The 2208-nt window shown below is 51.0% G+C and carries 3 protein-coding genes; 1 reads left to right on the top strand and 2 read right to left on the bottom strand.

The window, feature by feature from the left end:
• Positions 1-174: 174 nt before the first annotated feature.
• A complete protein-coding gene (locus RMO35_RS14815; RefSeq protein WP_309742100.1) occupies positions 175-708 on the bottom strand; it encodes a MogA/MoaB family molybdenum cofactor biosynthesis protein in 534 nt (177 codons plus the stop codon).
• Between the two features lie 3 nt (positions 709-711).
• A complete protein-coding gene (gene psb28 / locus RMO35_RS14810) occupies positions 712-1053 on the bottom strand; it encodes a photosystem II reaction center protein Psb28 (RefSeq protein ID WP_309742099.1) in 342 nt (113 codons plus the stop codon).
• Between the two features lie 54 nt (positions 1054-1107).
• Here psb28 and bioF point away from each other — a divergent pair.
• Positions 1108-2208, top strand: a 1101-nt coding sequence (bioF, locus tag RMO35_RS14805) for an 8-amino-7-oxononanoate synthase (RefSeq protein WP_309742098.1), incomplete at its 3' end; no start/stop codon positions are given.

Raw genomic sequence — 2208 nt, 5'->3', positions numbered from 1 at the left:
GTCCGGCAAACTTAGTTTTAATTTCGAGATCGTTATCGACAAGAAAGACGTTTCTGGCGGCGATAGTGCCGCCAATTAGCAAACAGATGAAGCCCCAAGATAACCAACCGTTAGAAGTATTTGGTTTGGGAGTTGGGGGTTTAGGCTGACTCTTGTTATCGGGCTTTGAAGATGTCATTTTAGTTGATTAACTAAATGGATCGATTCGGGCAGAATCAGTTTTTCTAGACCTAATCTTACAGCACCTTGCGAACCAGGGAGAGAGAAGACGAGGAGCCGATCGTAGGTACCCGCAATCGCCCGCGAAGCGATCGCCCGCGAGCCGATTTCTTGATAACTCAGCGCTCTAAAAATCTCTCCAAAACCGGGCAAAGTCTTGGTGAGGAGGCTGGAGATCGCCTCATAGGTGGTATCGCGGGGCGAGATGCCAGTACCACCATTAAAGACGATCGCCTGAATCGATCGCAGCTCTAGCATGTTAGTTAGAACCGTCGCAATCTGGGGCGATTCGTCCGGAATAATCTGATACTTACCGATCGTATGTCCCGCAGATTGTAGCAGTTCTTGGATGAGGGCACCACTGCGATCGGTCTCGGGCGTACGAGTATCGCTGACCGTGATGACCGCGAAAATAATGCTAATGTGGTGCGGATCTGGATGGGGTTGAGCCGCAGATCCAGTGGCGATGCTGGGCGATCGATCGAGCATGGGCTATTCTTCAGCTTTTTTAAATCCCAAGCCATTGCTTGCCGAGTAACGCTCCATAAAGCGCATGAATCGATCCCACTCTGCCGTAGAATTCATGATATAGATCGCTTCGAGTGCTTCGGGTTTGCCATTGACAAATTTTGCTTTGACTTCCCGCGTGATAATCTCACCTTCTTCGTCAATCATGTACAGTCCAGTGACTTCTTCATTGACTTCATTTCCCAAGATTGCGGGTTTTTCAAAGTAAAATGAGGCTTTACCTTGCTGGCCAGTGCGAGATTTGGTGAGTCGAACATCGGGAACAACAGGTTCGGTGGTGCCTCGGGAAAACTGAATTTCTGCCATGAATAAGGTGAGATAAGTTTATTTTCATATATTAGTCGATCGAGAGTTCCAAATTTGAATCAATTAAATCCTTACGCGTGGATCGATCGTGCGCTCGCGACGATTAAACAGGCAAATTGGTATCGCTCGCCGACGACGATCTCCAGTATCGCTGGTACTGAGGTGACGATCGCCGGACGATCGCTCATTAACTTTGGCAGTAATGATTATCTGGGTTTGGCTGGGGACGAGCGGTTAATTCAAGCGGCGATTGCGGCGACGCAGCAATTTGGTACGGGGGCGACGGGTTCGCGCCTAACGAGCGGACACCGCCAGCTCCACCAAGATCTCGAAGCCGCGATCGCCCGTTTAAAGGGCACTGAAGCCGCCTTGGTTTTTAGTTCGGGGTATTTGGCAAATTTGGGGACGATCGCGGCGCTAGTGGGCAGCAAGGACGCGATCCTCAGCGATCGATCGAACCATTCGAGCATTAAGAATGGGGCGCTGTTAAGTGGGGCAAAAATTATTGAATATCAGCACTGCGATGTTGCCGATCTGCGTGCGCAGTTGGAGTTACATCGCGCCAGTTATCGGCGGTGTCTGATTGTGACGGATACGGTATTTAGTATGGATGGCGATATCTGTCCGCTCCCAGCGATTTTGGAGTTAGCCAATGCCTATGGCGCGATGTTGTTAGTCGATGAAGCTCATGCGACAGGCGTGTTTGGCATAAATGGGGCGGGTGTTGTCGAACATTTTGGGTTAGTGGGACAACATTTAATCGTGATGGGTACGCTCAGTAAAGCCCTCGGCAGTTTGGGCGGATATGTCGCCGGGAGTGCTAGCGCGCTCGATTTTCTCACCAATCGGTGTGCGAGCTGGATTTATACTACCGGATTATCGCCTGCCGACACCGCCGCCGCCCTTGCCGCGATCGACATCGTTGCCACCGAACCGCAGCGCCGCGATCGATTATGGGAAAATATTACTTACTTGAAACAGCTTTTAACCGAGCGAATCCCCGATCTAAAGCTAATTCCCTCCGCTTCAGCGATTATCTGTATCGAGCTGCCAGATGCCCACACGGCGATCGCCATTGGGAGTAAACTGCAACAATTGGGAATTTTTGCCCCCGCCATCCGCCCGCCCACCGTCCCTACGAGCCGAATTAGACTC

This window comes from Chamaesiphon sp. OTE_20_metabat_361 (assembly GCF_031364565.1).
This window is presented reverse-complemented; position numbering and strand designations above follow the sequence as displayed.